Genomic DNA, 21,124 nt, shown 5'->3' with positions numbered 1-21,124 from the left:
CGACCACGAGGAGAGGCGGATGGGCGCGATCGACGCGATCGGGATCGAAGCACGTCGAGTGCTTCTCGAAGTGATGATGTCGGTGGCGTGGGCCGACCGAGAGCTCGCGCCGGAAGAGCGTCAAGCGGCGCAAGCCGCGGCGATGTCGATGGGATTGGTGCTGCCCGGGGATGGCGATCTCACGTCGCCCGATCGGCGCCCGGTGCCGCCCGAGGAGCTCGAGGTGGGCCCGCTGCGCGAGCGCGATCGCGAGCTCGTGTACCTGTGCGCGTCGTGGATGGCGATGGCCGACACGGTCGAGGATCCCGAGGAGACGGAGCTGCTCGCGCGGCTGCGGGCGCGGCTCGGGGTGAGCGCGGAGCGCGCGAGCTGGCTGATGGCGCGGGCGTCGGAGCTGCGGCAGGCGCAGGTCGCGTCGAAGGCGACGTGGTGGCGCAGCTTCGACAGGCTCGTCGTCGATGCGGCGCGCGCGCTCGAGACCAAGCGTGCGTGAGCGTCTCGTGCTGGTGCTGCTGCTCGCGCTGTCGGCGACGACGGCGCGGGCGCAGGACGTGATCGTCGAGGGCGAGCAGGAGGAAGCGCGCGAGGAGGTGCCGGGCTCGGCAGCCGGCCTGCGCTCGCGCATCGCCGCGCTCGAGGAGCGCGCCGAGCGCGCGAACGCGACCGAGCTGCTCGATCAGGCGCGGCGCGCGCTGACCGAGGCGGATCGACGGCGCGCGGCGGCGGATCCGATCGCGGCGGCGCGCGCCGAGGCGATCGCGGACGCGGCGCTGCGCGTGGTGGAGCGAAGGATCGAATCGCAGCGAGCGCGCGCCGATCGGGACGCGGCGCGGACGCGGCTGGTCGAGGCCGAGGCGCGGGCGACGGCGGCGCGCGAGGCGCTGGAGCGCGCGCGCGCGGAGCAGGCGCGGATGCAGCGCGCGGCCGAGGCGCCGCCGCCCGCGGCGAGCGAAGCGGCGGGGGCGGAGGAAGAGTGATGGGAGCGTGGACGAGCACGCGCACGATCGTGGTCGTGGTGCTGCTCGCGATCGGGTGTGGCGGCGGCCAGCGGCGGGCCAGCGATGTGAGGCGCGAGCTCGAGGCGAGCGGGCTCGAGGATGCACGCGAGACCGCGCCCGATCTCGTCGCGGCGGCGCGCGATGCGCTCGAAGAGGTCGAGCGTGCCGAGGCTGCGGGCGAGCTCGAGGCCGCGGCCGATCACGCGACGCGCGCGCGGCTGCTCGCAGAAGCGGCGCTCACCGAGCGCGAGCGCGCGCAGGCGGACGCGGCGCGGCTCGAGATCGAGCAGCGCACGATCGAGCTCGAGGAACAGGCGCTGCGCGACGAGGCGGCAGCCCGCACGGTGGAGATGGAGAGCGCGAGGCTCGCGGCGTCGCGCGCGGCGCGCGAAGAGCTCGCGAGCGCGATGGAGCGCGCGCAGCAGGACGAGGCGCAGCCCTCGCGTCGCCGTCGCGTCTCGGTCGGGGACGACGCGCAGGTGCGTCGCGCTGCGCTCGCGATCCGGGAGCGCGCGCGCCTGCTCGCATCGGCGGCGGCGGCGATGGGCGGCGAGATGAGCGCGCTGGCGCGCGTCGAGGAGCTCGCACGGCGCTCGGCGAACGAGAGCGCGCCGATGGAGTCGCTCGAGCTCGCGGAGCAAGCGCACGAGCAGGCGCGTGCGCTGCTGGGCGCGGTGCGTCGATCGCGTCCGGCCCCGGCGCGCGAGGAGATCGGCGCGGCAATCGAGGCGATCGAGGCCGCACGGCTGCGCGCGCTGCAGCTCGAGCGCGGGCTCGCGATCGAGCTCGACGACGTGTTCCGCGCCGGCACCGCGACACCGAGCGCGAGCGCGAGCGGACGCATCGCGCGCGCGGCGGAGGTGCTGCGCGCGCTGCCCCACGGACCGGTCGCGATCGAGATCGACGTGAGCGGCACCGGAGACCCCGCGGCGCGCGTCGCGCGACAGCGCGGAGAGTGGGCCCGCGGTGCGCTGATCGCCGCAGGCGTGCCCGAGGAGCGCGTGGTGTGGCGCGAGCCGAGCGCGAGCGCGCCGCGGGCCGACGACGGAGAGCGCGTGCGCCTCGTGCTCGTCGCGTACGCCGAGGCCCCGGCCGCGCCCGCCGCTCCCTGAGCCGCGCGCTCACTCCTCGCGCGGCCGTGCGACCTCGGCGAGCGCGGCGAGACAACGTCGCAGCACGTCCTCGTCGATCGTGCCATCGGCGCGGCGCGCCTGCTCCATGCACATGCCCGGGCCGTCGCTGCGCGAGCTCCTGCGGCGCGCTTCGCTCCGCGCGACCGGCGGCGGGCTCGGCTCGGGCGCCGCGACCGGCGCGTCGTGCTCCTCGGCTCCCAGCGCGCCCATCGTCATCCTTCCGTAGCCGCCCCCGCCCATGCTCGCTCCCCCGCTCGCCGCGGGGCGCGGCGGCGGCGCGATGCTCACGGCACGACCGCGCATCGCGCGCTCGCTCGCGACCATCCCCGAGGGCAGGTCGCTCGGCTGCTCCACGCGCACGGCCTCGCCCTCGGCGCGCTGGCTCTCGTCGATCGCGACGAACGCGGTCCACGGCGTGAGCAGGTGATGCCGCAGCCCGAGCTGCGTGACCTCTTCCTGCAGCGTCGCGTTCGGCGCGAGCTCGAGCGCGGTCATCAGATCACCGACGCGCGTGCGCGCCCAGATCGATCCCAGCTCCTCGCGCGCATCGCCGCCGCTCGCGGGGAGCGACACCTGCACGCGCTGCTCGAACGGACGTCCCGCGACACGACCGCGGATCACGATCTCGCCCTCACCGCCGCGCGCATACCGCGCGTGCACGCGCAGCGGGCGATCCGCGAACAGATCGGGCAGTCGACGCGGGTAGGCATCGCTCACCGCGAGCCCGTTCCAGTCGATCGAGACGTCGGTCAGATAGGGCCGCGCGATGCGCGCGTGGAACGCCTCGGCCGCGCGCTCCGGCGACTCGCTCGGCAGCACCACCTGCACGTCGCCGCGCCCTTCTTCCGCGACGCGCGCCAGCAGGTAGCGGTTCACCGCGCTGCCCACGCCGAACGCGAACACGCGCGCATCGCCGAGCTCGTCGTGCACCACGCGGAAGACGTCGGTCTCGTTCCCGATGTACCCGTCGGTCAGCAGCACGACGACGCGCATGCGTCCCGCTTCGCCCGCGGGCTCGAGCGCGGCGCGCAGCCCCGAGATCATCTCGGTCGCGCCGAGCGCGCGCAGCTCGCCGACGAATCGCTCGGCGCGCGCGACGTTCTCGGGCGTCGCGGCCAGCGCGCCCGCATCGAGCGCCCGCACCGCATCCGAGAAGCCGAGCACGCGGAAGGTGTCGCTCGCACGCAGCCCACGCAGCGCGGTGATCGTCGCGGCGCGCGCGAGCTCGATCGGGCGTCCGTTCATCGAGCTCGAGGTGTCGACCACGAAGACGAGCTCGCGCGGCGTGGTCTCGCCCTCGGGCACGTCGAGCCGGGGATGGATCGAGAGCGCGAGATGCCCGGCGTCGCCCTCGATCGGCGCGCTCGCCATCGTCGACACGGTGGGCGCCTCACCGGCGACCCGGAACCGCACCTCGAGATCACGATCCGCGCGCGCCGCTTCGCGCAGCGAGACCCGCACCCGCCGATCGTTCGAGCGCGTCACGTCGATCGCGTGGGTGGGCGACTCCACCTCCGACACCGCGACCCCGAGGTCCGCATCGATCGCGACCTCGACGCGATCGGGGCGCGCTTCTCCCGGCGCGAGCACGATCTGGCGCGGGGTCGATGATTCACCAGATGAATAACGAGGTCCCGCCACCATCGGGTAGACGAATCGATGCGAGCCCTCCTCGTAGGGCATTGCCTGGGTGTACTGGAGCACCACCCGGACGCTCTGACCGGGCTGCACGTTCGCGACGCTCTGACGGAACAGGTTCGGTCGCTCCTGCTCGAGCAAGCTCGCGAGCACACCGCGACGTCGCGCGTCGTCGTACGCCTCGCGCGCCTCGTGACGACGGCGGATGTCGGCGTGCACCACACGATCTCCGGCGCGCAGCTCCATCGCGTCGACCGCGGCGCTCTCGGGCAGCGGGAACAGGTACACCGCCTCCACCGCGCGCGAGTAGGGGTTCGCGAACTCCTGCTCCACGCTCACCCGCGCGACGAACCCGCTGACGCGCGCCGACACGCGCGTCGACTGCAGCACGAACCCCGCGACCTCGCCCTCGCGCGCGTTGCCCGCGAGGCGCAGCGTGCCTTCGCTCGGTCGCTCCTCCGCTTCGCTCGGCGCGACGTCGCCGATCACCGGGCCGGTGTGCTGCGCGTTTCCGCCCCACATGTGCCAGCCGTCGAGCGTGTCGTCGCCCACCTCGAGCGCGACGAGCCCGCCGCGCGTCGTGCTCGCGTACACCCAGCCGTGCGCGACCGTCGGCTGCGCCGCGATCGGCTCGCCCACGTCGTACGCCCACGCAGTCATCCCGGTGTCGATGTCGAGCCCGAAGATCACTCCGTCTCGCGTGCCGAACACCATCTGCGCGCCCGCGATCGCCGGTGAGCTCGCAGGCCGCGTGCGCGCCGCGTCGGTGTACTGGCGACGCCACAGGAGCGCGCCGGTCTCGGCGTCGCGCGCCTGCACCTCGTTGCCGATCGTCTGGTACGCGCGGCCGTCGACGATCGTCGGGCGCGAGCCCTCGAACGCCCATCCCGCCTGCACGCCGCCGCTGTCGGGTCGCGAAGGCAGGAACGACGCGGGCGCGCCCTCGTGCTCGCGCATCGTCGCGCCATCGCTCTTCGCGAGCACCGTCGCGACCTCGATCGTCTCGCGCCCGCCCGACTCGTTCTGGCGGCGCGTCCGACGCGCGACGTGCACCGTCTCGCCGTGGAGCCAGGGCGCGCTCGTCGCATCGAGCCGCTCTCGCCACACCACGCGCCCGGTGCGCTGATCGAGGCGCCACACCGTGCCGTCCATCGTGGTGAAGAACACGTCGGTGCCGTCGAGCACCGGCGCGTTGAGCACGTCGGCGGGCACGTTGCGCGTCCACAGCACGCGGCCGGTGTCGAGGTCCATCGCGGTGAACCCGTAGCCACCTCCGTCGCGCACGTGCCCGCTGAAGACGCGACCGTTCGCGGCGGCGGGCTGGCTCATCAGCGGATCACCGAGCCACCGCGACCAGCGCTGCCTCCCGGTGCGCGCATCGACGACGAAGAGGGTGCAGCTCTCGGTGTTGAACAGCACCTTGCCGTCCTCGACGATCGCGGCGGTGGGCCCGCCGTCGGGCGCGGACGCGCGCCAGTCGAGCTCGCCGGTGCGCGCGTCGAACGCGTAGAACGTGTGGCTCGAGAAGCCTCCGCCGAGCATCACGCGGCCCTGCGCGTAGACCGGCGTGAGCGGGTTCTCGCGTGTCGCCTCGGGCAGCCGCGCGAACCATCCGCGTCGCTGTCCGTCGAACGTGAAGCGCGCGCTGCGACCGCTGCGCACCCGCGGCATCGCGAGCGGGCGCGGCGTGAAGCGCGCGGCGAGCGGCGTCGTGTCGGCGGGGATCGTCGGCTCGGGCGGGCGCGCGGCGGCGCCGTCGAGATCACGCGGCGCGGGTGGCGGCGCGATCGCGACCGGCGCCGCGGGCGCGGGCCTCGGCGCGCGTGGCGGAGACGCTGGCTGCGCGTCCTGCCCGGCGCCACATCCGCTCGCGATCAGCGCGATCGCGACGACACAGATCCCTCCGCGCGCGCGATATGCCCCGCGCGCGACGCCCGACGTTCCTCGGTCCATGACGGCCCCTCCGCCTGTCGAGTGCGTGCGACCGAGCGCGACGTGACCGCCTTGGGCGGTGGAGACGAAAGACTCGGAGTGGCAGCGACGTGCGCGGGACCCGGAGCGTCGCGTGTCCGAGGTGAAGCTCCGCGTGTACGGGGTGAAGCTCGTCGGCTCCGACCTCCAGCTTCGTGTGTCCGAGGTGGAGCTCGTTCGTTCCGACCTGGAGCTTCGGGTGTCCGAGTGGGAGCTTCGCGCGTGCGAGGTGGAGCTTCGCGCGTACGGTTCGAGCTTCGCGCGTACGACGTGAAGCTTCGTGTGTCCGAGGTGAAGCTTCGCGTGTCCGAGGTGAAGCTTCGCGTGTACGAGGTGAAGCTTCGCGTGTACGAGGTGAAGCTTCGCGTGTACGAGGTGAAGCTCGTGGTTCCGCGCGCGGAAGTACACGACAGTGCTGCGAATTCCACGCTTCCCGTGAAGCGGGTCACGCGTCGCCGACAGGGATTCCGCGCCTTCGCCGCTCCGCCGACGCCGTCGGTGGACACGCTGATACGCTCGTCCGTCGCATGCTGGTCTCGAGCTACAGCGCACGCACCATCGCGCCGTTCCAGCGAGGGCCGCAGGACGCGGCGCACCCGACGATCGAGATCGTGTGGGTGACGAGCGGCCGCATCGCCGCGACGGTCGACGGCGCGCCCCACTGCCTCGACGCCGATCACTTCTCGGTGATCGCGCCGGGTACACCGCACTCGAGCTGGACGCTCGACGACGAGGTCACGAGCCACGTGCTGCACCTCTTCGCGTCACCGCAGGTCAGTCTCGCCAGCGGGGTTCATCCGTGCGAAGGCGACGTGGCGCGCGTGCTGCGATCGTTCCCGCCGCCGACCGCGCCGCGCGGCGAGCTCGAGAGCGCGGCGCGCGCGCTCGTCGACGCGACCCGCGCCCTCGCGGCGCCGCTCGGCACCTCGATCGATCCGCGCGTGCTCCGGGTCGTGCGCTCGCTCGACCGCGATCCTGCCGCGCCGGTCACGCTGAGCGAGCTCGCGCGCCGCGCCCGCATGAGCCGCCACCACTTCGCGCGCTCGTTCCGGCGCGACGTGGGCCTCGCGCCGATGGCGTACCTGCGCCGGCTCCGCGCCGAGCGCGCTGCGATCCTGCTGCGCGCGACCGATCGCTCGATCGTCGAGATCGCGTTCGCGTGCGGGTTCAGCTCCGCGGGGCGGCTCAGCGAGGCGTTCCGCGCGTGCTTCGCGCAGAGCCCGGCCGCGTGGCGAGAAGAGCAACGCGCGGAACGAGCGCAGCAATCGCCGTGATGCGACGCGCAGCGCGGAGCGTCACGGCTTCGCGTCATGCGCACTTCATCGCTCGCCGTGCTCTTGCTGGTCGCGTGCAGCACGCCGTCCACGCCGATCGACGCGTCGTCCGACGCGAGCTCCCACGTCGAGCCCGACGCATCGCAGCCCGACGCATCGCAGCCCGACGACGGAGGCCCGCCGCTGCCCGCGCTGCGCGCGCCGTGGCGTCGCGAGCCCTCGTTCCCGACGGGCGTCGATCACCACGCGACCGCGATCGTCGAGAGCGCGGCGGGCGCGTACCTCTACGTGCTCGGCGGCATGACCGCGGACTCGAGCGGACGGCCGCTGGCAATCCACGACACGATCCACCGCGCGCGGATCGGCGACGACGGAGCGCTCGGCGCGTGGGAGCTCGAGCGCGCGCTCCCGGCGCCGCTCGCGTTCCACGTGATCGCGACGACCGAGAGCACGATCGTGCTCGCCGGAGGTGTCAGCACGCGCGACGACGGCTCGCTCGGGTGGATCCCGTTCGTGATGTGGTCGAGCGTCGACGACGAGGGCCACGTCGGGCCGTGGCAGGGCCTCGAGGCGATCGCGACGGCCACGCTGCACGGCGCGGCGGCGATCGTGGGCGAGCGCCTGTATCTGGTCGGCGGAGGCGCGGGCGCGGCGTCATCGCACACCGCGGTGCGCTCGCTGCGGGTCGCGGGCGGCGTGATCGACGACGCGCGCGACGAGACCGCGCTGCCCGCGGAGCGCAGCCATCACGTGCTCGTGGCGCACGACGGTCACCTCTACGTCGCGGCGGGGTTCGCGGGCCCGCCGGCGCCGGCGACGAGCGTGGTGCGCGCGGCGATCGGAGAAGGCGGCGTGCTCGGCGCGTGGGAGGACGTCGGTGCGCTCGCGGAGCCGGCGTGGACGGCGTCGGCGATCGAGCGCGAGGACGCAGTGATGATGGTCGGCGGCGGGATCGGCGGAGGTCCGACCGATCGGATCGTGCGTCTGCCGTTCGACGCGACCGGCCACGTGGGGGCGATCGAGGAGCTCGCGCCGCTGCCGTACCCGCGCGCCCACGTGCACCAGACGCCGGCGTTCGGCGGTCGCGTCTACAGCGTCGGTGGGCGCCGCGCGGAGGGGCTCGGCCAGGCGTCGTCGAGCGACGTGTACAGCGCCACGCTCGACGCGCTCGCGAGCCCGTGACGATCAGGGCTCGGTCATCAGCTTCGCGAGCGCGCGGGGCAGGGGCGGTGCGCCCTCGAGCAGCGGCGTCATCGGCGCGCTCGAGAGCGTGTGGACGTACATGAGCCGCTGGCCCCTGCGCGGACCGCGCGCGTGCGCGAGCAGCGCCGCGAGGGTCTTGCTGGTGTACGCCGCGTCGAGCGTGAGGCCCTCGGTCTCCGCCGCGACGCGTCCCGCCTCGCGTCCGGCGCCGGTCGCATATCCGTAGCCCTCGCCGAGGAAGCCCTCCTCGATCGTCAGGTTCCGCATCGCGATCTCGCCGACGCCCGGGAAACGATCGGTGTGCTCGCGCAGCCGCTGCACGAGGCCGCGGGTGAGCGTCGAGAGCACGGCCTTGTTGAGCAGGTGCCGCGGCGTCACGCGCACCGCGACGATCTCCGCCATCACGCCCGCTGCCGCGAGCCCGACCGCGAGCCCGGCCGCGGTGCCGCCGCTGCCGAGCGGGACGTAGATCGCGTCGGGCTCGCGCCCCGGCAGATCGAGGAGCTGCCGCGCGATCTCGAGCCCCGCTTCGACGTAGCCCAGCACGCCCGTCGCGTCGCTCCCGCCGGGGCCGATCACGAACACGCGCTTCTTCTGCACCTTGAGCTTCGCGGCGACGCCCGCCATCGCCGCGGGGAACATCGCGTAGCCCGAGAACGGGTGGAGGATCGCGCCGCCCTTCAGATCGGCGCGCAGGTTCTCCTCGACGTGCGGGTTGCGCACCTGCGGCATCACCACCGCGTGCACCTCGAAGCCGCGACGCCGGCCGTAGAGCGTGGTCGCGAGCACGTGGTGCGAGCCCGCCGCGCCGGTCGTGAGGATCGTGTCGGCGCCCTCGGCCTCGGCCTGCGCGAGCAGGAACTCGAGCTTGCGCACCTTGTTGCCGCCGTAGAGCGTGCCGGTGAGGTCGTCGCGCTTGCACCAGACCTCGGCGCCCGCGATCGACGAGAGCTTCGGGAGCCGCTCGAGCGGTGTGGGCGACCTGCCGAGGTCGACGTGGGGGATCGCGGAGAGGCGAGGCCACCGTTCGACGAGCAATGTCATCGGCGCGGCCATCGTACTCGACGCGTCGATCGACGCACGCGTGAAAACGCGAAAGGCCGGCCCCTTTCGGGACCGGCCTCTCTCGGTGTGTCGCGTCTCGCGCTCAGGTCACCCGGCGGCCCGGATCACTCGGTGGCGCGATCCGAGATGATGAACTGCACGCGGCGGTTGCGCGCGCGGTTCGGCGCCGTGATGTTCGGAACGAGCGGGCGCGTCTCGCCGTAGCCCTGCGCGGTCAGGCGATCCGCCTCGACGCCGAGCCCGATGAGCCAGGTGCGCACCGCCTCCGCGCGACGCTGCGAGAGGTCCATGTTGTGCGCGTCCTCGCCCTGGTTGTCGGTGTGGCCCTGGATCTCCACGCGGCGGATCTGCGGGTTGCGCAGCAGCGCGTCCGCGATCTCGCTGAGCAGCGGCGCGCTGTCGGGCAGGATCTCCGCGCTGTCGGTCGCGAAGTTCACCTGGCGGCGGATGATGATCTCACGCGCGCGCACGTCGACGAGCGCGCGGCGCGGGCGGGCGATCACGGTGATCTCGGGCGTCGCCGTCTCGCGCGGGCGGACCTCGAAGGTCTCCTGCGTGATGAGGTAGCCCTCGGCGTCGATGCGCGCGGTGTACGTGCCGGGCGGCAGGCCCTGGCGCGCGAAGCCACCGCCCGCGTCGCTCGACACGCTGAACGCCTGCGGTCCGGTGACCTGCACGTTCGCGCCGACGACCGGCGTGCCGGTGTCGCTGCGCAGCGTGCCGCGCACGTCGCCGAGGCGCGGCAGCGGCTGCAGCTCGCAGCGGACCTCGACGTCACCGCCCTCGGCGACGATCGTCGCGCTGCAGCGACCCGCGTTGTACTCGGGGTGCGTGAGGTCGACGACGACCTCGCCGGGCTCGAGCTCGTAGCTCACGAAGCGCCCGTCCGCGGCGGTCGACTGCGGCGTGAGCTCGCGGCCGACGTACGTCACCGTCGCGTTCGCGATCGGCGTGGTGGTGCCCGCCTCGACGACGCTGCCGATCACGCGACCGCGCGGCGGCGGCGGCGTGGTGATCTCGATGCGGCGCTCGACCTCGCGCTCCACCGTCTGGATGCGCGGCATCGCGTCGAACGCATAGCCGAGCCCGAGGATCACGTCGTAGGGCGCGTTGCCCGCGAGCTCGCGCACGAACGTCGACATGCCCGTCGTGCCGATGTCGACCGCCGCGGTGATCGAGAGACCACGGAAGGGCGGCATCACGCGCACGCCGATCGTGAGCGTGCTCGGGAACGCCTCGAAGCCCTGGCGCTCGAGGCAGCCGTCGTCACCCGCGATCGGCTCGCCGGTGATCGGGTCGGGCACGTAGAGGCAGTTGTAGCCCTGACGGTTCACCGGGACGCGCAGCATCCACTCGAGGATCGGGCTGATGGTGAAGTCCTGCATCACCGTGAACGGCGCCTCGAGGCCGATCCCGACGTCGAAGAAGTCGGTGCGGTTGATGCCGAGCGAGTAGCGCTCGAAGCGCGTCAGCAGCTGGCGCGTCTCGTCCTCGAAGGGCAGGCGCGCGTCGGGGCCGGTCGTCGGGAGGCCGTTGTAACGCGCCTGCTCCGCGCCGCCGATCAGCGCCTCCGAGTTGTCGAAGTAGTACTGGAGGTTGAGGCGCGCGATCAGCGGGATCGGCGACTCGAGGCCGCGGAGATCCGCGGTGAGGTTCGCGCGGAGACCGACGCTCGTGCTGTCGCCGACGAGACCGATGTCGCCGACGGTGTTGAGCAGGTGGACCGAGACGTCGCCGCCGACGACGAGGAACGGAAGGATCTCGTAGTAGCCCTTCACGCCGAGGATCGAGTCGCCGAGCACCTGGAAGAGCTGCGGGCTCTCCGCGGGGTTGTCGGTCGAGTTCGCGTAGCTCGCGAGCGAGCCGTAGAGCTCGATGAAGTCGAAGGGCGTCCAGCTGATCGACAGCGACCCGCCGATGTGGCTGTGGTTCGTGCCGCTGTTGAGGAAGCCGTCGGCGAAGAAGAAGTCGGTGAGGAGCTGGACGCGGAACGTCTCGCTCGGACCCGAGCCGGCGTCGACGACGTGGATGCCGCCGACCGAGCCGCCCCACGTGTTGTGCAGGACGATGCGGCGATCACGCCACGCATCGCTCGGCCGATCGCGGATGAGGTCGCCACCGCGGCCGCGATATCCGGTGTCGGCCGCCGGCTGCTCGGCGGACGGCGGGGTCTCCGTCTCTTCCTCGCCGAACTCGTCGGACTCGAGATCGTCTTCCTCGAGCTCCGTCTCCTCCTCGGCGGGAGGCTCGGCCTGGCGGCGCTGCTCCTCGCGTTCCTCTTCCTCGAACTCCTCGTCGAACTCGTCGAACTCCTGCGCGAGCGCGACCGAGGGTGTGATGGACGAAGCTGGAGCGAGGAGGAGCAGGGAGAAAAGAGCGAGTGAAGTCGAAAGTCGCATCCGGTGCTCCTGTGACTGAGCGCGACCGCGTTCTACCACAGCTGACAAGGGCAGATCACGGTTTCGGCCCGCCGTCGCGGTCGTGGCCAAGCGCGCAGAAATCCATCGTTCCGACGCGCGCGTTGAACGATCGTTCAGACCGCTGCGCGAACGCACGAACGACGGACGCCCCAGCGCGCCCCGACGGCTCTCAGGGAACCGCGACGAAGAGCGAGACCTTGCCGTCGGGCGGGATCATCACCGGCCGCCCGGGCGTCTCGTTGCCCTGATCGTCGCGCGCGCTGACGGTGGCGCGTCCCGGGCGCACGCCGTGGATCTCGCAGGTGCCCGCGGTGGTGCGACAGCTGCCGATCACGCCGTCGGCGTCGCGCAGCACGACCTCCGCGTCGGCCACCTCGTTGCCGGACCGGCGCACATGGACGACCACGACCGGCTCGGCGAGCGCCGTCGCGGCGACACCGAGGATCGTCATCGACGCGAGGAGCGCGAAGAGGCGCGCGCGCATCTTGGAGAGATAGCGCGCGCGCCCCGGCATCACCACTCTTCGCGCTCGCCGTCGCCGTCGGGCAGCTCGACCTGCGCCGAGACTTCTTCTTCTTCGAAGCCGGAGTCGGCGGGCTCGCCCACCGACATCGCGACCGCCGCTGCCGCCGCCGCGACCGCTGCCTGCGCGCGCGGCCACGGCGCGCCCGGACGGGGCGCGGGGATCACGCGCAGCGACGCGTCGAGCTCGGGGCGCGGCGGATGCGCGGGGCGCGGCACGCCACCCTGGTAATCGAAATAGCCGCTCGACTGCGCGGCATCGGGGCGCTCGGCGGGCGTGGGCGTCCACACCGCATCGAGCGAGGGACGCGTGAGCGCGCGCCCTTCGAACGAGTGGGGCGAGGGCAGCTTGCCGGGCTCGCGCGCGCGGGTCGGGTAGGGCTGGGCCGGCGGGCGCTTGATCGCGGCGGGACGCTGCGAGGGCGGCGCGGGGCGCTGCGAGGGCGCCGCAGCCCGCGCGGGCGGCGGCGTGGGCTCGGCCGCGTGATCGCCGTACGACGCGACCTCCGCGAGCTCGCCGACGTCGACCTCACCGGTGCCCGAGTCCTGCGGCGGCTCCGGCTCGACCGGCTCCTCGGCAGCGGCCTGCGCCGGCCAGTCCTGCGCGTCGTCCTGCCACGCGGCCTCGGGCTCGCTCGCCTCGGCCGCGGGCTGCACCGCCGCGGCGCGCTCGAGCTCCTCGACCGACACCTCGCCGGTCACCGGCTCGCCGCCCGCGAGCGACGCGCGCGCCATCAGGAGGCGCTCGAACATGACCTCGTGCATGCCCTCGAACTGCAGCGAGTCGAGCACGACGTCGAAGCGGTACTCCGGCGGATGCTCCTCGCCGTTGTCGAACGAGCCCTGCACCCGCCCGACGCCGGCGATCGCGACGTTGCCGTCGCCCAGCAGCACCGTGAACTGCACCCACTCGCCCTCGGGCATCGGCTCGACGTGGGGCAGCATCAGCCGCTCCTCGTCGACGCGCTGCGCGAAGTTCTCGGTGAGCTCGCTGAGATCGGCGAACGGCGTGGGGATCTGGAGGACCTGGGTCATCGGGGCTCTCTCTGCTGCGGGCGCGACGCGTTGGGCGCGTCGGCCGTCGTCGTCCGGGGATCGATCGGGCGCGTGCGCACGCCGCCTTCGCCCGCGGCGAGCAGCTCCTCGACGCGCGCTTCCGCGTCGTCGAGGCGCGTCCCACCGAGGCGCGCGAGGCGCACGCCCTCTTCGAAGAGCGCGAGCGAGCGCTCGAGCGGCAGATCGCCACGCTCGAGCTCCCCGACCACCTCGGAGAGGCGCGCGAGGATCGCTTCGAACGCGGGCTCCGCCGGCTCGGTCACGGCGAACGACGATGCACGAGCCGCGGCCCCGGGGTCAACGACGATTCACTCGTCCTCAGGGAGCGAGCCGCACGTCGGCCTCGGCGTGGGCGAGGTCGCACACGACGAGCTCGCCGGTCGAGAGGGTGCGCTCGCGCAGCCAGGTGCCGTCGGCGAGCACGATGTCGACGTCGATCGCGGCCGCGCGATCGAGCCGGGCGTGGAGGCAGGTCTCGCCCTCGGCGCCCACCGCGACCCCCCGCAGGGCATCGAGCAGCGCGCGCCGGACCCGGGGCTCGGGCTCGATCGCGAGCCGCGATGCGATCGCGGGCATCACGTGGGTGTCGCGCCCCCCCTCGAGCCGTGCGAGCGTGCTCGCGGCGGCGAGGCGCACCTCGGGCGTGCCGTCCTCGAGCAACGCGGCGATCGCGATCCGCGCGCGATCGTCGCGCCGGTGCGCGAGCGACGTCGCGGCGAGAGCCCGCACCCGCGGCACCTCGGAGCGCAGCGCGGCGAGCATCGCGCGCCGTCGATCGCGCGCCTCCCGCGGGAGCTCGGCGTCGCGCGCGATCGCGAGCGCTCGCAGCGCGATCGCCGCGCGCTCGCGATCGTCGAGCCATGCGAGCGAGGGCGCGGGGAGCTGCATCCCGAGCGCGCTCGCCGCCGCGATCTCGATCTCGAGCGCGACCACGTCGTCTTCGCGCGCGATCGCCGCCGCGAGCGCGTCGTCGGGTGCACCCAGCATCGCCAATGCGCGCGCCGCGGTGGCGCGCACGCTCGCGTCGTCACTCGTCAGGCGCGCTCGGATCGCGTCTCTCGCGCGCTCGTCGCGCGCCACCGCGCGCAGCAGCAGCGCGCGATCCACGTCGCCTCCCCCGGCGATCACCCGCAGCGCGCCGTCGCGCGTCGATCCCTCGAGATCGCGCCATCGCCGCACTGCGATCGCGAGCGCGGCGTGCGCGTCCTCGTGTCGGCTCGCGACCGCGCGCAGCGCCTCGACGCCCGCGCCTTCGTCGATCCGCGCGAGCGCATCGCACGCCGCGCCACGCGTGCGCGCATCGTCCGCAGCGCGCGCCAGCAGCGCCACGAACGCGACGTCGGGCATCCCGACGATCACGCTCCACGCGGCCTCGCGCGCAGGCCCGGCGAGCGCCTCGTCGAGCATCGGCGCGGCGCGCGCGGGATCGATCACCGCGAGCGCTTCGATCGCCGCGATCGACACCTCTTCACGCGCGATCTGAGCCGCGATCGCATCGCTCGCGTCGCGCCCGCCGATCCGCGCGATCGCGTGCAGCGCCGCGATCGCGACCCGCGCGTCTCCGTCCGTGATCGCCGCGAGCACGACCGGGCTCGCGCGCTCGTCGCCGGCCACCCCGAGCGCGTCGATCACCGCGACGCGCGAGTCCACGTCCTCCGTCCCGACGTGCGCGATCAGCGCCTCGACACCGCGTCGATCCCCGATCCGCCCGAGCACCATCGCGGCGCGCGGCGCGATCGCCGGCACGTCGAGCAAGGGCGCGACCTCGTCGACCACCACACCTCCGAGCTCGATCAGCCGCGCCGACGCGAGCTCCGCCGCGGGCCCACCGAGCGCCGCCGCGAGGGCACGACGCGCGAGCGGCAGATCGATCGCCGCGAGCGCGCGCACCCGCGCTTCGCGCTCCTCGTCTCGCAGCCGCAGCACGTTGTCGCTCAGCGCCTCGATCGCCCGGGGGTCACGGCGCCGCGCGAGCGCGTCCACGATCTCCGCGCGCACCTCGGGATCGGTCTCGCGCTCGAGCGCGCCGAGCAGCGCGTCCACCGCGATCCCCTGCGCGCCCTCCCGACCGAGCCGACGCGCGGCTCCTCTGCGCGCCGCGCGATCGCTCGACACCAGCGCGCGCACGTCGCGCTCGATCGGCAGCCGCTCGATCCACCCGCGCGCGCTCGCCGCGACGCACGAGATCGCGAGCGCGACGATCGCGATCAAACGGGGATCGCGAGCCACCAGTGAAGCCAGAGCATCACGCCGCCGAACAGCAAGCTGGTCGCGATCATGAGGGCCCCTGCGCCGCGCAGGAACGTGCTGATCTCGTCGAGGCTCGCCCGCTCCATGCCTTCTTCGGTGCGGTACGAGATGCGCGGCGGGCCCACGTCGTCGGCGACCGCTTCCCACGCCGAAGCAGGCGCGCGATACGGGCCCTCGTCGAGGTCCGGCGTGCTCGCACGATCCGCCGCGCGGAAGCGCGCGACGAGCTCGATCTCCTCCCCCGCGCGCAGCCTGCGCTCCGCGACGAGCCCGCCGTCACCGGTCGCCGTCGAGCAGTCGATCAGCACCTCCGCGGGATCGACGAGCAGCCGCGCCGAGCCGTCGTCGAGGAAGAAACGATGCGCGGACCAGCCGTGATCCACCTCGCGCATCAGCGGTACGAGGCCCCCGCCCACCGAGGCGTAGCGCGCGCGCTCCACGTAGACGCACGCCGCGCCGTCGATCTCGCTGGGGGTCGTGCGGATCGCGATCACCCGCCCGATCACCCGGAAGCGCCCTGGCGTGAGCTCGGCGATCGAGGTGCGTGTGGCCGCCTCGCGCAGCATCGGCTGACGCGCGCGCTGGATCGACCAGATCACCATCGAGACACCCGCGATCGTCCCCGCGAGCACGACGTAAAGGGGCAACACTTCTCGCCACCTCCGTCGATCGAGACTGCAGTGCCCGCGCCCTCCTAGCAAGACCTCCAGGGCGCTGGAAAACACACCCTCGACGTCGCTCGCGTATCTCGGGTACCCTCTGAACCGGTCGCTCGAAGTCCGGCATTGACACGGATCGGAGAGCCAGGGATCAATGATCGCAGAGGGTGCAATCGTGCGATCCGTCTCGAAGCGGAGCTCGAGTCGGCGCACGCCCGGGAGGGCGTGTGGCGGCTGACGCTTCGGGCAGCGCGCCGGCAGCCGGCGGTCGATCGGCGTCGTCCCAGTCGGGGCCCGATCCGCTGATCGGACGTGTGATCAACGATCGCTTCCGCATCGTGTCGCTCATCGCGCGCGGCGGGATGGGCAAGGTCTATCGCGCCGAGCAGGCGCCGCTCGGGCGCGAGGTCGCGCTCAAGGTCCTGAACCCGAACTACTCGGGCGACAGCGACCCCGAGTTCCACAAGCGCTTCTTCCTCGAGGCGTCGACGACCGCGAAGCTCACGCACCCGAACACGGTGTCGATCTTCGACTACGGCCGCACCGACGACGACATCTATTACATCGCGATGGAGCTCCTCGAGGGGAAGACGCTCCATCGCGCGCTGCGCGAAGCCGGCCCGATGGACGCGGGCCGCGCGCTCCACATCGCGCGTCAGGTGTGCCGCTCGCTGCGCGAAGCGCACGGGCTCGGCGTCATCCACCGCGACCTCAAGCCGGCGAACGTCTACCTCGTCAAGCACGGCGACGAGAGCGACTTCGTGAAGGTGCTCGACTTCGGCCTCGTGAAGAACCTCGAGGACAAGGGCGAGGACCTCACGCAGACGGGCCTCTTCATGGGCTCGCCGAAGTACATGTCGCCCGAGCAGATCCGCGGCGAGCGGGTCGACGGGCGCGCCGACATCTACGCGCTCGGCGTGATCATGTACGAGATGCTCACCGGGAAGGTGCCGTTCGATCGGCCCAACTCGGTCAACATCCTGATGGCGCACGTGCACGAGGCGCCTCCCGCGATGCGGGAGATCAACCCGAACGTGCACGTCCCGCCGATCCTCGAGCAGATCGTCATGAAGACGATGGCGAAGAAGGCGGAAGACCGCTTCGCCTCGATGGACGAGCTGCTGGTCGCGCTCAAGCAGGTGAGCGTCGACGCGGGCCTCGGCGGGCTCTCGATCCACCAGTCGCTCAGCGGCGAGTTCTCGATCCCGAACGCGACGGGCGCGTTCCCCGCGGTCGCGATCAGCGGCGACCCGCTCTCGATGACGGCGACCGGCAGCGGGCCGACGCCCTCGCTCACGCCGACCGGCACGCCGCTGCCCCTCGGCAGCTCGCCGGGCGCGCTCGGCGCGCCGCCTTCGGTCGAGCAGCCCACGCGCAGCCGTCTGCCCTACGTGATCGCCGCGGTGTCGCTGCTCGTGCTGGCGGCCGTCGGCGTGGTCGCGATGAACAGCGGCGGCCAGCCGACCGACACGCCGGTCGCGACGACGACCGTCCCGCCGCCGCTGCCCACCGGCGAGCGGCCGGACCCGAGCACCGCCGGCACCGCCGGGGGCGGCACCTCGGTCTCCACCGGCACGGGCACCCCGACGCAGCCTCAGGTCGTGCACACCCTCGTGTCGCTGCGCTCCACGCCGGCCGGCGCGATGGTCAGCGTCGAGTCGGCCGACGGCATCACGCGCCAGTACGGTCCGACGCCCGCAGACGTCGAATGGACCGGCGTCGATGCCGAGCGCGGCCGTCAGGTGACGTTCCGCTTCGAGCTCCCGGGTCACCGCGATTTCTCGGTGACTCGTACGATCACCGGCGACGCGCTCGAGGTGAGCGCCGAGCTGGAGGCGGCGGCGGCCGGAAGGCCGTTCCGCCCGCGTCCGCCCCGTCGCCCCGAAGGTGGGGGGTCCGACGGTCCGGTGGGTCCGGTCAAGGGGTACAAACTGGATCCGTACTGACGGCTTGCGCGACCATCGCCCGGTCGGTGGTCGTGCCCGTCACGCTCGTACAACCCGGTTGGAAAACGGGATGGAGGGTCCCGGCCCGCGCTGCGTTCGCAGCGTGCGAGGCCAGGGGTCCGTCCGTCTACGCGTCCCGCCGGTAGGAAACCCAGCAGCCTGCAGCGAGGTCCTGCTTGAACGAAGTGAACGCGCGCGCGAACGGAGGTGCCCAGGTGAGCGAGCCTGCCGCCCGACTCATGGTCCCGACCCAGGCCGATCACAAGCGCCGTCGTGCCGGCGCACTGTTCCTCACCGGGCTGCTCGCGGGCGTTGCGCTCGCCACGCTGGATCCGAGCATCGCGTACGCCGACGTGCGCACCGAAGCGCGCACGATGTTCCGCCGCGGCATGGCGATGATCGCCGAGGGCAACATCGACGAGGGCGTCGCGCAGCTGCAGGAGGCGTACGACATCCTCCCGCACCCGAACGTCATCTACAACATCGCGCGCGCCTACGCCGAGGCCGGCCGCTATGCCGAGGCGGTCGAGTACTTCGAGCGCTATCTCGAGAGCGACCCCGCCGATCGCGACGAGGTCGTGAGCTTCCTGACCGCGTTGCGCCAGCGCATCGACTCGCAGCAGCAGCGCGCGGTCGCAGCGGCACAGCCAGCCCAGCCGACGCCGACCACCGAGCCTCAGCCGCAGGTCGAGGCGCCGCTCGCGACTGCCGAGGAGATCCAGGCGCTCGAGGACTCCGCGACGCAGATCGCCGCGCTCGCCGAGGCGACGCAGAGCGATGCGCTCCGCCAGCGCGCCGAGCGTCTCCGTTTGCTCGCCGAGACCCTGCGCTCGCGCCGCGACGCGGCCGACGCCGCGGGCATCAACGAGGTCCCCGGGACGTCGCCGGGTGAAGAGCCGGGCGAGAGCGGCGGCTCGAGCACCACGCAGGGCAGTGGTCAGCTCGCCGAGGGCGAGACGCAGCCCGACGGCGAGGACTCGCTGCAGCTCGGCGAGGGCCGTCAGGGCGACACGTACGAAGAGTCGGTCGTCAGCTCGTCGCGCGCCGCGCAGTCGCCGCTCGATGCGCCGAACTCGACCACGACGATCACCGCGCAGGACATCCGCCTGTCGGGCCTGCAGTCGCCTGCGCTCGTCCTCCGCCGCGCTGCCGGTGTGTCGATCCAGCAGAGCAACCCCGGCGACCCGCAGATCTCGATCCGCGGCCTCAACCAGCGCCTCTCGAACCGCACCATCGTGCTGATCGACGGTCGCTCGGTGTACCTCGACTTCCTGGGCGCGACGATCTTCGGGATGTTGCCGCTCAACATGGAGGACATCGAGCGCATCGAGGTCATCCGTGGTCCCGCCTCGGCCCTCTACGGCGCCGACGCGGTCACCGGCATCATCAACATCATCACGCGTCCGATCGGCGAAGGTCGCAGCTACGTCAGCGCGAACGTCGGCACGGGCGGACAGCTCATGGTGCGCAGCGGCGTGTACGCGCGCGCCGATCGATTCCGCTTCCGCGTCGCGGGCGGCTACCAGCGCGAGGATCAGTTCGCGCGCGAGGTGTCCGACCAGCGCGTCGACATCATTCCTTCGGGGCGCGATCCGAACCTCGGGTACGAGCGCCTCTCGTTCCAGGGTGACGTCAGCTATCGCTTCGACGGCGGCTACACCGCGCGCGCCGGCTCGGGCATCTCGACCGGTGAGTTCACCTTCCAGGGCGTCAGCCGCCTGCGTCAGCTGCGCCCGCAGAACGTCACGTTCGCGCAGACCTACGCGAGCTTCGAGACGCCGTGGGGCCTCTCGTCGCGCGTGTTCTGGAACCGCTTCAACACCGACGTGAACAACGTCGGTGTGATCCCCGGCGGTCTCGACCTCATCCAGGACCAGAGCGTGCGTCGCTCCGACGTCATCGACGCCGAGGTGGTGTTCTCGCAGACGTTCGATCTGCTCGGCGTCGAGAACCAGTTCATCGGCGGCCTCGCCTATCGCTTCAAGGAAGTCGACTGGGAGTGGCTGCGCGATCAGGTGCAGACCCAGCACCACGGCGCGCTCTTCCTCCAGGACACGCTGCGCTTCTCGGACGTGCTCCAGGTCGTCCTCTCGATCCGCGGCGACCTCCACCCGCTCGCCGGCCCGCAGGTCTCGCCGCGCGGCTCGGTGGTCGTGCACCCGACGCCGGGCCAGTCGATCCGCCTCACCGGCGGCGCCGCGTTCCGCTCGCCGACGTTCGCCGAGTCGTACCTGCAGGTGCCGAACAACACGCCGCTGCGCGGTGTGACGGCGTTCGGCATCGGCAACGAAGGGCTGAACCCGGAGCGTCTGATCTCGGTCGAGCTCGGTTACATGAACCAGATGACCGAGTACTTCGCGCTCGAGCTCAACGGTTATTACAACATCGTGCTCGATCAGATCCTGCTGACTCGCAATCAGCAGTTCCGACTGGCCGACTTCCAGGGTGGCAATCCGCTCGCGCGATATTTCCCCGAGCACCAGGCCTATCCGCTCTCGGCGCTCGAGTGGGCGAACGAGCCCGAGCAGTTCCAGCAGATCGGTGGCGAGATCGGTCTCCGCGTGTTCCCGGTGCAGGGTCTCGACATCTACGCGAACTACGCGATCCACGAGACCAGCCCGTTCGTCGGATACGACGGAGCCGCCGGCCCGCTCCACGACGACCAGCGGACCAGCGCGCACATGGTCAACGCGGGCATCCAGTACCGCTCGCCGTTCGGCCTCGATCTCTCGGTCGATTTCTCGTGGCAGAGCGACCAGTACTGGGTCGAGCAGGAGCTCGATCCCGAGCGCGGTGGCGTCGCGTTCCGCCGCTTCCACCTGCCTGCGTACGCGACGCTCAACGCGCGCGTCGGCTGGCGCTTCTTCGATGATCAGCTCGAGCTCGCGTTCGTCGGCACGAACCTGATCGACGATGGGCATCGCGAGCACCCGTTCGGTCAGCCCATCGATCGCCGCTTCCTCGGCTCGGTGACCGTTCGGTTCTGATC

15 protein-coding genes are annotated in these 21,124 nt (G+C 72.6%); 7 read left to right on the top strand and 8 right to left on the bottom strand.

Annotated features, from left to right (window positions below):
• The first annotated feature begins 19 nt into the window (after nucleotides 1–19).
• The 3 genes from I5071_RS31030 to I5071_RS31020 are packed head-to-tail and all read left to right on the top strand — an operon-like array spanning nucleotide 20 to nucleotide 2,110.
• On the top strand, nucleotides 20–493 hold the full coding sequence (locus tag I5071_RS31030) for a hypothetical protein (RefSeq protein ID WP_236516873.1): 474 nt from the start codon (nucleotides 20–22) through the stop codon (nucleotides 491–493).
• The gene (locus I5071_RS31025) at nucleotides 486–977 is read left to right on the top strand and encodes a hypothetical protein (protein ID WP_236516872.1); all 492 of its coding nucleotides are present in this window, start codon (nucleotides 486–488) and stop codon (nucleotides 975–977) included. Before I5071_RS31030 ends, I5071_RS31025 begins: the two co-directional genes overlap by 8 nt.
• The gene (locus I5071_RS31020; RefSeq protein ID WP_236516871.1) at nucleotides 977–2,110 is read left to right on the top strand and encodes a hypothetical protein; all 1,134 of its coding nucleotides are present in this window, start codon (nucleotides 977–979) and stop codon (nucleotides 2,108–2,110) included. The genes I5071_RS31025 and I5071_RS31020 overlap by 1 nt, the downstream gene beginning before the upstream one ends.
• 9 nt (nucleotides 2,111–2,119) lie before the next feature.
• Here the strand turns inward: I5071_RS31020 and I5071_RS31015 are convergent, their stop codons facing one another.
• Nucleotides 2,120–5,722: a PQQ-binding-like beta-propeller repeat protein gene (locus I5071_RS31015; protein WP_236516870.1), complete on the bottom strand. Its 3,603-nt coding sequence runs from the start codon at nucleotides 5,720–5,722 to the stop codon at nucleotides 2,120–2,122.
• A 545-nt stretch (nucleotides 5,723–6,267) separates the two neighbouring features.
• Here I5071_RS31015 and I5071_RS31010 point away from each other — a divergent pair.
• Together I5071_RS31010 and I5071_RS31005 are read left to right on the top strand one after the other, a co-directional pair.
• Nucleotides 6,268–7,014, top strand: coding sequence for an AraC family transcriptional regulator (locus I5071_RS31010; protein WP_236516869.1), 747 nt, complete (start codon nucleotides 6,268–6,270; stop codon nucleotides 7,012–7,014).
• A 36-nt stretch (nucleotides 7,015–7,050) separates the two neighbouring features.
• Complete coding sequence (locus tag I5071_RS31005) at nucleotides 7,051–8,196, top strand: hypothetical protein (RefSeq protein ID WP_236516868.1); 1,146 nt, start codon at nucleotides 7,051–7,053, stop codon at nucleotides 8,194–8,196.
• Between the two features lie 3 nt (nucleotides 8,197–8,199).
• Here I5071_RS31005 and I5071_RS31000 read toward each other — a convergent pair whose 3' ends face one another.
• The 7 genes from I5071_RS31000 to I5071_RS30970 form a co-directional block, all read right to left on the bottom strand.
• Nucleotides 8,200–9,261 carry a 1-aminocyclopropane-1-carboxylate deaminase/D-cysteine desulfhydrase gene (locus tag I5071_RS31000; protein WP_236516867.1) on the bottom strand — a complete coding sequence of 354 codons (1,062 nt, stop codon included), beginning with the start codon at nucleotides 9,259–9,261 and terminating at the stop codon, nucleotides 8,200–8,202.
• Nucleotides 9,262–9,386: 125 nt separating this feature from the next.
• On the bottom strand, nucleotides 9,387–11,681 hold the full coding sequence (locus I5071_RS30995) for an OmpA family protein (protein WP_236516866.1): 2,295 nt from the start codon (nucleotides 11,679–11,681) through the stop codon (nucleotides 9,387–9,389).
• Nucleotides 11,682–11,871: 190 nt separating this feature from the next.
• A complete protein-coding gene (locus tag I5071_RS30990) occupies nucleotides 11,872–12,216 on the bottom strand; it encodes a hypothetical protein (protein ID WP_236516865.1) in 345 nt (114 codons plus the stop codon).
• On the bottom strand, nucleotides 12,216–13,259 hold the full coding sequence (locus tag I5071_RS30985) for a hypothetical protein (protein WP_236516864.1): 1,044 nt from the start codon (nucleotides 13,257–13,259) through the stop codon (nucleotides 12,216–12,218). Before I5071_RS30985 ends, I5071_RS30990 begins: the two co-directional genes overlap by 1 nt.
• A complete protein-coding gene (gene xseB / locus I5071_RS30980) occupies nucleotides 13,256–13,543 on the bottom strand; it encodes an exodeoxyribonuclease VII small subunit (protein ID WP_236516863.1) in 288 nt (95 codons plus the stop codon). The genes I5071_RS30985 and xseB overlap by 4 nt, the downstream gene beginning before the upstream one ends.
• Before the next feature lie 55 nt (nucleotides 13,544–13,598).
• Nucleotides 13,599–15,509: a HEAT repeat domain-containing protein gene (locus I5071_RS30975; protein ID WP_236516862.1), complete on the bottom strand. Its 1,911-nt coding sequence runs from the start codon at nucleotides 15,507–15,509 to the stop codon at nucleotides 13,599–13,601.
• A complete protein-coding gene (locus tag I5071_RS30970) occupies nucleotides 15,488–16,180 on the bottom strand; it encodes a hypothetical protein (protein WP_236516861.1) in 693 nt (230 codons plus the stop codon). The genes I5071_RS30975 and I5071_RS30970 overlap by 22 nt, the downstream gene beginning before the upstream one ends.
• Nucleotides 16,181–16,416: 236 nt before the next feature.
• On the opposite strand from I5071_RS30970, the gene I5071_RS30965 reads away from it, so the two are divergent.
• Both I5071_RS30965 and I5071_RS30960 read left to right on the top strand, forming a co-directional pair.
• Nucleotides 16,417–18,135: a serine/threonine protein kinase gene (locus tag I5071_RS30965; protein WP_236516860.1), complete on the top strand. Its 1,719-nt coding sequence runs from the start codon at nucleotides 16,417–16,419 to the stop codon at nucleotides 18,133–18,135.
• Nucleotides 18,136–18,350: 215 nt separating this feature from the next.
• Nucleotides 18,351–21,122 (top strand): TonB-dependent receptor domain-containing protein, encoded by a 2,772-nt coding sequence (locus tag I5071_RS30960; RefSeq protein ID WP_236516859.1) that lies wholly within the window; start codon nucleotides 18,351–18,353, stop codon nucleotides 21,120–21,122.
• The last annotated feature ends 2 nt before the right edge of the window (nucleotides 21,123–21,124 follow it).

The sequence above is a fragment of the Sandaracinus amylolyticus genome (assembly GCF_021631985.1).
Lineage (GTDB): Bacteria > Myxococcota_A > Polyangia > Polyangiales > Sandaracinaceae > Sandaracinus > Sandaracinus amylolyticus_A.
This window is presented reverse-complemented; position numbering and strand designations above follow the sequence as displayed.